The organism is Streptomyces sp. TAA486, assembly GCF_000426165.1.
The window spans coordinates 329843-337927 of the sequence record NZ_KE384504.1 but is presented as its reverse complement, the minus strand read 5'-3'; the positions used below and the strand labels follow the sequence as shown (position 1 = coordinate 337927).

9 protein-coding genes are annotated in these 8085 nt (G+C 69.1%); 2 read left to right on the top strand and 7 right to left on the bottom strand.

What is annotated here, in order from left to right; all coding sequences use genetic code 11:
* Both I004_RS37305 and I004_RS0131220 read right to left on the bottom strand, forming a co-directional pair.
* Positions 1-520, bottom strand: a 520-nt coding sequence (locus I004_RS37305; RefSeq protein ID WP_037978527.1) for a hypothetical protein, incomplete at its 3' end; no start/stop codon positions are given.
* A gap of 241 nt (positions 521-761) precedes the next feature.
* Positions 762-1088: an ArsR family transcriptional regulator gene (locus I004_RS0131220; protein ID WP_028438677.1), complete on the bottom strand. Its 327-nt coding sequence runs from the start codon at positions 1086-1088 to the stop codon at positions 762-764.
* Between the two features lie 130 nt (positions 1089-1218).
* Between I004_RS0131220 and I004_RS0131215 the strand changes: the two genes are divergently transcribed.
* Positions 1219-1641, top strand: a complete 423-nt coding sequence (locus tag I004_RS0131215) for an ANTAR domain-containing protein (RefSeq protein WP_028438676.1) — start codon at positions 1219-1221, stop codon at positions 1639-1641.
* 343 nt (positions 1642-1984) lie between these two features.
* Here the strand turns inward: I004_RS0131215 and I004_RS0131210 are convergent, their stop codons facing one another.
* Both I004_RS0131210 and I004_RS0131205 read right to left on the bottom strand, forming a co-directional pair.
* Positions 1985-3115 (bottom strand): YhjD/YihY/BrkB family envelope integrity protein, encoded by a 1131-nt coding sequence (locus tag I004_RS0131210; RefSeq protein ID WP_028438675.1) that lies wholly within the window; start codon positions 3113-3115, stop codon positions 1985-1987.
* A gap of 202 nt (positions 3116-3317) precedes the next feature.
* Positions 3318-3818, bottom strand: a complete 501-nt coding sequence (locus tag I004_RS0131205) for a winged helix-turn-helix transcriptional regulator (protein ID WP_028438674.1) — start codon at positions 3816-3818, stop codon at positions 3318-3320.
* A gap of 90 nt (positions 3819-3908) precedes the next feature.
* On the opposite strand from I004_RS0131205, the gene I004_RS0131200 reads away from it, so the two are divergent.
* On the top strand, positions 3909-4697 hold the full coding sequence (locus I004_RS0131200) for a DUF899 domain-containing protein (RefSeq protein ID WP_028438673.1): 789 nt from the start codon (positions 3909-3911) through the stop codon (positions 4695-4697).
* A gap of 75 nt (positions 4698-4772) precedes the next feature.
* On the opposite strand, the gene I004_RS0131195 is transcribed toward I004_RS0131200, so the two are convergent.
* From I004_RS0131195 to I004_RS37295, 3 genes are all read right to left on the bottom strand, one after another.
* Complete coding sequence (locus I004_RS0131195) at positions 4773-5411, bottom strand: DUF4142 domain-containing protein (protein WP_037978525.1); 639 nt, start codon at positions 5409-5411, stop codon at positions 4773-4775.
* Positions 5412-5625: 214 nt separating this feature from the next.
* Positions 5626-7407, bottom strand: coding sequence for an AMP-binding protein (locus I004_RS37300; RefSeq protein ID WP_051345641.1), 1782 nt, complete (start codon positions 7405-7407; stop codon positions 5626-5628).
* A complete protein-coding gene (locus tag I004_RS37295) occupies positions 7340-8050 on the bottom strand; it encodes a TetR/AcrR family transcriptional regulator (protein WP_078511980.1) in 711 nt (236 codons plus the stop codon). Before I004_RS37295 ends, I004_RS37300 begins: the two co-directional genes overlap by 68 nt.
* Between the last annotated feature and the right edge of the window lie 35 nt (positions 8051-8085).

Sequence of the window (8085 nt, the reverse complement as noted above, 5' to 3'; positions counted from 1 at the left end):
CCCCGCACAGCCCGATGAGCAGGACGAATGCTCCGTACCGCGCGGTGGGACCCTCTGCTGTCAGGGCGCCGACTCCCAGCACCATCGCACCCACGAACGTGGCAACCGCGAACACGGCACGCGGCAGGCCGAGCACGGTGCGCCAGCCGGGCCGGATCGGGTGTGCCGCCCGTCGCGGCAACGTCGCGGCGGCCCGCCGGTCGACCCGCCGCACCCGCCGGTCCAGCAGCGACTGAGCCAGCACCAACGCCACGACCACCGCCGTCAGGACCAGCAGCGACCAGTGCCGGTACGCCCCGGACCCCTCGACCGCGGCGCCGGTGAACTTGTCGACGGTGTAGATGAGGGCGACCGCGATGATGAACACGGCCAGCAGGACATCCGCGGCCAGGCGGGTACGTCGCCGGGCCTCCAGGCGCGTGGCCAGCAACGGTGTCGGCCGGGCATCGGCCAGGCCGTGCTGGGCCAGCCACGCAGCCGCCCGCTCAACATCCGCCGGAGGTACCGACTTGTCACTCATCCGGCCACCTTCCTTTCAGCGCGACATGTCTATGTCTTAAGTCTTGTCGCAACATGGTGCGTCAAGACTTAAGACAAGTCAACGGACGAAAGAGCGGCGGCCACAGGGCCTGCGTCGGCCCCGGCCGCGCTGCGGGGGCGGAGTGGGACATGGGAGGGCGGGGCGGGGGACTGCTGATCCTTCGGCTCGACCTGCCCTTTCGGTGCCGGGCGCTCAAGTGCCCCTCGGGGGTGGCGCGTTGTCAGCCCGACTGGGGCGACTTGCGGTCGGCCTCGTCCTTGAGGAGCCAGGACAGCAACGACGCGACGGTCAGGCCGGCTTCGGCCGGGTGGCGCAGCACCTTACGGGGCTCGATCTCGTACGTGTTGGCGCGGCCGACGCGGGTGTGGGAGAGGTAGCCCTCTTCCTCGAGGTCATAAATGATCTTCTGGACGGCGCGCTCTGTGAGACGGCAGTGCGCGGCGATATCGCGAATGCGGGCGTTGCGATCGTCGGCGATCGTGGCCAGCACTCGCGCGTGGTTGGTCAGAAACGTCCATCCGGTGTGGGGCTCGGGCACTCCGTCCATCCTCCGACTCTACCGATCAGGCATTCATGCCCTTAATAACACGTACTGCAGTTCACGTATATTAGTGCGTGTGCGACCTAGGGGTGGGCTGACGGCCGGGGTTGGCCGCGGAGGGAGGGGAGAGAACCTCATGGTGGAGCCTGCGTTCTTCGGGCAGACACCTGAGCAGGATGCAGCGCTGACGGACAGCGGCAGCACACAGGCGGTGCCTGGGCCGGGCTTGGACGACCGTCCCGGCCCGGACGACGTGGAGGCACTCATCACGGGTGGCCTGCTCGAGGATGCCGATCAGGATCTGCGCCTCGAAGTGTCGCAGCTGCGACGAGCCATGCAGACCCGGCCTGCCATCGATCAGGCCAAGGGTGTCCTCATGGCCGCGTACAGCCTCTCCCCGGATGACGCCTGGGAGGTCTTGGTGACCGTCTCCCAGCACACGAACACCAAGCTGCACGCGGTGGCAGAGGGGATCACGGCGAGCACTCAGGAACGTGTCGTGGACGCACGCCTGCGGGGCGCGGTCCAGGCTGCGCTGAAGGAGCTGGGGAAGCAGTAGCCCGAAGCAGTGGGCCCGTCCGACTCCGCTGCACGGCAACGGTCGCTCCATGGGGCTGTCGTCGCAATAACGGAGTGCCCTGCCCCGCCTGGCGGGAGAGGGCACCCACGTCACGGCCTGCGCGGCTGTTTGTCCAACCGGCGAACGCCTAGGAAGTGTGCATTACCGGTCATGCAAACAACCTGAAGGCAGAGGTACCCCGTACGAAACAGCGCATGCCCGCCGAGCGGTCCCCGTCCCGTGGCCTCCCGTGATCGCCTGCCCCGACGGTTCGCTTCTCAAGGGGGCCGTACTGCTCGATCTCCACGGTGGAGGCCGGCAACCGGCGCTCGTGAAAGGCGGATCAGGCGGTGCGTGATCGCTTCTTCCGCTGGGGCCTGGAGCGTTCGTCGAGCTGGAGTTCCCGCTCCGCACCTCGGGTCCCGGCCGCGATCTCGCGGCTGCGTTCCCGCTCGGCGTTGAACTCGGCCCCCAGCAGGATCGCGAGGTTCGTGATCCACAGCCACACCAGGAAGACGATCACTCCCGCGAGCGCCCCGTAAGTCTTGTTGTACGAGCCGAAGTTGACGACATAGGCGGCGAAGCCGACCGATGCGACCAGCCAGATGGCCAGTGCCAGCAGGGCGCCCGGGACGACCGACTTCAGGCCGGACAGACGGGCGTTGGGGGACGCGTAGTACAGCACGCAGAACATGAGAACGACGACCAGCAGCAGAACGGGCCACTTCGCGAAGTTCCAGGCCGTCACTGCGGAGTCGCCCGCGCCGATGACCGATCCGGCCTTCGTCGCCAGCGGCCCGCTGACCACGAGTGCGATCAGGATGATGGCCTGCAGCAGGACGAGAACGAGCGTGACGAGCATCTGCAGGGGGCGGAGCTTGACGAAGGGCCGGCCCTCCTCGACCTCGTAGATCACGTTCGAAGCGCGCATGAAGGCGCCGACGTAGGCCGACGCGGTCCACAGAGCTGCGGCGACACCGACGACGAGCAGGACCCCCGCTGCTTCCTTGCTCGCCGCCAGGTCGTTGATCGGGCCCTCGAGGGTGTTCACCGCCGACGCGGGTCCGATCGAACTGACCAGGTCCGTGCCCGCACTGATGATCTTCTTCGGGCTCATCACCAGGCTGACGAGCGAGAACAGCGCGATGAGCGCCGGGAAGATCGACAGCACCGCGAAGTAGGTCAGGGACGCTGCCGCGTCCGAGAGATTGTCTTCCTTGAACTCGCTCATCGTGCGCTTGAGCGTCTGCCCCGGGGTGCTCTTCCTCGGGTGCGGAGGGCCCTCGGGCCTGCGGCCCGAGCGCTTCTCGTCGAGGTGGCTCACGGAGGCGGACCGGGACTCGGAGCCCGGGGCCTCCCGGCCGGTGTGCTGCCCGGAGGCGCGCTCAGGCGTCGGCTCGGACGCCGGGCCTTCGCGCTGCCCGCGCGAACGTCCCTCGGGATCGTCAGGTGATGTGGGATCCGTGCCGGACATCGAACCTCCTCCGCCGGAGGTCGGGGTCACTGACGGGTGCCCCTTCTGAGCACCATCGCGTCCAGGCTAGGGCCGGGATTCCTGTGCTGCACTCGGAGCAATGTCGTGCCGCGACGTCGACGGTCCGCGTGGCCCCGCCGGGCCCGGCCGGAGTCGCGAACGTCGGGGCAGGGCACGCGAGTTCGCGACGACGTCGAGCCGCTCAACGCCGGGGCGCGGAGGTGCAGGCGGCCTGGAGCTGTTCCGCGACGGTGGGGCCGGCCGGCGCCGGTGCACGCCGCGCCTGTGGTCCGAGGTGGGCCTGCCGGAGCTCGTCCATGAAGGTCTCCCAGACCGGTGGCCCGCCGGCGGCGAGCACCCGCGCGCGGGCGGCGTACTCCTCGTCCACGGGGAGGTGGCGCACTCCCCACGCGCTGAGCTGGACGAGCACGGGGACCAGCTCTATCGCGCGCTCGGTGAGGCTGTAGGTGACCTTCTGCTTGTGCGAGGGGTCACCGGCCCGGCTGAGAAGTCCGTGCTCGACGAGGACGGCGAGCCGGTCGGCCAGGATGTTCGACGAGATCCGCTCGGGGCCGGAGAGCAGTTCACGGAAGTGCCTGGCGCCGGTGAAGATGACGTCGCGCAGGACGAGCAGTGTCCAGCGGTCGCCGAAGATCTCGAGCGACAGGTTGACCGGGCAGCCCGACCGCTTGTCCTTCCTCACCGCCCCCACCTCCGAACCAGTTGCGTTTCCGAAGCAGTATTCCCTAGGCTGCATCCAGTTGCAAAATGAGATCGGTCTGGAGGGATCGCGATGACGACGATGGCGAACCTGCCCGAGGTGGTGTCGCGGGAGGAATGGCTCGCCGCCCGCAGGGAACTGCTCGCGAAGGAGAAGGAGTTGACCCGGGCCCGTGACCGGGTCAATGCCGACCGCCGACGGCTGCCGATGGTCCGCATGGACAAGCCGTACACATTCGAGGGCCCGGGCGGGGCGATGAGTCTCCTCGACCTGTTCGAGGGCAGGCCGCAGCTGGTGATGCATCACTTCATGTTCGGCCCGGACTGGGAGCAGGGCTGCTCGAGCTGCTCCTCCGCCGCCGACGGGATCGGCAGGCTGCGGCAGCTGCACGTGCGCAACACCACGCTCGTCGCCGTGTCACGAGCCCCGTACGAGAAGATCGCCGCGTTCCGGGAGCGGATGGGCTGGACCTTCCCCTGGTACTCCTCGTACGACAGCGACTTCAACTACGACTTCCACGCCACGCTCGACGACCGCGTCGCGCCGGTGCTGCTCCACTTCCGCACCGAGGCCGAACTCGCCGAGGCCGGAACACCGTGGACGGGCGGGCCCTGGGCGGAGAGCATGCGCGGTTCGGAACTGCCGGGGATCAGCGCGTTCCTGCGGGTCGGCGAGGAGGTCTTCCACACCTACTCCACGTACGGCCGGGGCATCGAGGAGTTCCACAACGGCTACCAGTACCTCGATCTCACCGCTCTGGGCCGCCAGGAGGCGTGGGAGGAACCGGAGGGGCGCGCCGTCCCGCTCGGGCTGCAGGTCGGCGGTCCCCACATGCGCCTGCCCGACGAGTACGACGCCTGACAGCTCGCGGTGCGGCACGTCGCCACCCGACGCCTCGCCGTCCGATCGGGGACGCCTCGGCCCGGGCGGCGCCGGTCACTTCACGTCGTTGAGTTCCTCGAACTTCACAAGACCCGTGTCCTCCAGGACCGTGATGTGGTCGAGAACGATGGTGTTGGCGCGGGTCGCCAGGTTTCGCACCATCGAGTTGCGGGTCTGATCGCGCACCAGGCCCACCAGGCCGAAGACCACGCCGTGCTGCTTGCGCAGGTGGGCGACGAGGATCTTGTCGAAGTCCTTGCCCGTGGCGTTGTCCATGTCGTTCAGGTACTTCTGCTGGGAGCCGGTCGGCTGGTTCGGCAGCGAGACTTTCAACGCGCGGCTGGCGGAGATGGCGCGCCTGTCCAATTCCTCATGGCCGTCGACGAGATGGTCGCCCGCGATCCGCACCGACTTGGTCGTGCCCCGTTCCTGTGCGGAGCGGCCGGCAGGGCCTTCCCACAGTCCCGCGGCGCGCACCTTCCGTACGAAGTCACGGTCCATCGGCGTGAGCGGCCCGTACTTCGTGTTCCAGGTTCCCCTGCCGTCGTCCTGCCATCCGGCCCTGGCCAGCGCGCTGGCCCTGTTTCCCTCGAACATGTCGGAGGGCATGATCAGTGCTGCGAGCGTGCCCGCGAGCGCGATCACCACCAGCACCGTGCCGATCGCCCGTCCCGTGACCATGCCGGACCCCATCCGCCCCACCTCTCGACACACGCGTTCCAGTGCAAGGAGGTTAGCGAGGTGTTCGCCGTTGCGCTCGGCCCTCGTCCCGACCGGACAAGAACCGTTTCCGCAGCGCCCAAGACTGCTATGTGGTTCGGGAAGCCGGTCGCGATCCGGACAATGGCCCCACCAGTCGGCCTACGGCACGATCCGGTAGCGGAACGGGAACCGGAACCCAATCCGCTCAGGCGCCGCAGGCGTGCGCGGCCCGCTCCGCGAGTTCCACCTTGCGGATCTTGCCCGTGGCGGTGAGGGGGAACTCCTCGACCAGCTCGACCACCGGCACCTTGTACACAGCCATGTTCGCGCGCGCCCATTCCCGCAGATGACCGCTGGTGAGGAAGGCCCCGGGGCGTGTACGCACGAACGCGTAGGGGAGCTGCCCGCTCCGGGAGTCCGGCACCGCGACGACGGCCGCGGAAACGACGTCCGGGTGCCTGTCCAGCAGGGCCTCCACCTCGGCCGGGAAGACGCTCATGCCGTTGACCTTGATCATGTCCTTGTCCCGGCCGAGGTAGTGCAGACAGCCGTCCTCGTCGAGCATCCCGATGTCGCCGGTGTGCAACCAGCCGTCGCGCAGCGCCTCCGCCGTGGCCTCGGGTGTGCGCCAGTACCCGCGAAGGAGGGACGGACCGCGCAGCACGATCTCTCCGTGTTCCCCCAGCGGCAGCGGCTCGCCGGTGCTGAAGTCGGTGACCATGACGTCGGTCTCCGGGACCGGCAGTCCGCAGAAGACGGGGTCGGTGAGCAGATCCCGGTCCTCGTCCTGGAAGCCCAGCGTGAAGGTGTCGCTGGTGTGCGTCTCCGTCATCCCGTACGAGGCTTCGCGCAGCACGCTGTGTCCGCCGACCGCTTCGCGCCAGCGTCCGCGCAGTTCGGGGGAGAGCTTGCGGATGAAGGAGATCACGGTGGGGTTCGTGAGGCTGCTCAGGTCGCAGTCGCCGAACTCGGGGTGTTCCAGGAGCTCTTGGTAGTTCTCCACCGTCCCGGTCAGTACGTCGACTCCGTAGCGCTCGATCCCGCGGAGTGCGGCGGACGGGTCCCAGCGGGTGAGGAGCACGCTGGTGCCGCCGCTGACCAGCGGTGCGAGGATGCCGAGGTTCTCGCCGGCGATCCAGAAGACGGGCAGGTGGCACAGCACCGTCATGCCTTCGCCCTCGGTGAGTGAGGACCCGGCGCAGACGGCTGCCGCCGTGTAGACCATGTGGCGCTGGGTGTGCTCGCACCCCTTGGGAAGGCCCGTGGTTCCGCCGGTGTAGTTGAGTGCGGCCAGGGCGTCCAGGTCGTCGGCAACCTGCCCCAGCGGAGGACGGGCCAGGGCCTCGGCCCACCCGGAGCGCGGCAAACCGTGCTGCCCGGCCCCACCGGCCCCGTCCGTCATGGAGCGCGGCAGCGGGAGCACGGGCTCCTCGGGCAGCGCGTCGGCGAACGACGTGACCAGGACCTTCCGTACGGACGTCCCGGGTCGCACCTCCTCCACCAGCGGAGCCAGCGCGTCCAGCGTGATCACCAACTCCGGGGCGGCGTCCTGGAGTTCGTGACGCAGTTCGGTGGCGCGGAAGAGGGGGTTGACCGGCACGTGCACCGCTCCGGCCCGCAGCACCGCGAGGAACGCAACAAGGAATTGGGGGCAGTTGGGGAGATGGACCCCGACGCGGTCCCCGGGCCGTACTCCGGCGTCCACGAGCCATCCGGCCAACCGGTCGGAGGCGTCGTCCAGTTCGGCGTAGCTGGTCTCGGCGCCGTAGAAGACGATCGCCGGGTGCTGAGGGCGGACCCGGGCCCAGTGCCGGACGTGGGCGGAAAGGGTGATCTCGCCGAGCGGATAGCGCGGCCGTGTCGGGAGCTGCGCGGGGCGTATGCGGTCCTGGCGTCGGCGCACTTCCGCCAGGTAGGTCTCAACCGGGCCGGGATCGTGGTGCGTCGGGCCTCGCGTCGCGCGGTGCTGGGGACGGTTCGGATCCATGGGGCGGCTCGCTCCCGTCTCGCGGAGTGACGCGTAGCAGGTGGAGATACATGGTGGTGACGTCGCGCACGGCGTCCTCGTACACATCCGGCTCGGCGGCCACCAGACGCGCCCAGGTCGTGGACATCGCACCCACGGCGCGTGCCAGCGCGAGTGGTTCGACGACCGGGTCGGCACGGCCGGCCTTCACCAGCCCGCGTACGTATCTGGCGTGCCGGCGCAGCGGGCGGCGCTCGATCTCCGTCCACAGCTCACCGACCTCGTGGTCGGAGAGAGCCTGCTGCTCGAAGAGGGCCAGCAGCGGCAGATGTTCGGCGTATGCGGCGATGAACGCGCCGGTGGAGGCCCGCGCCACCGCGCAGGGGTCGTCGGGGTCCGTCCCGGGAACCTCCTGCGCGGCCAGAAAGGCGTCGCGCACCTGCACCGCCAGCACCCTGAACACCTCTGTCTTCGAGGCGAAGTAGACGTAGAAGGCGGCACGCGAGAGGCCCGCCTCGGCGGTGATGTCGGCGATCGTCGCGGGCCCGTATCCGTGCCGCGCGAAGACCCGCCCGGCAGCCGCGAGGAGCAGCGCACGGGTGCGGGCGTCCCGTCTGTCGTGCTCCGTGCGTGCTGCCCATGCCTGCTGCTGCCGTGGTGCCACGACGGGCAGCATATTGACGTTGACACCAGTGTCAA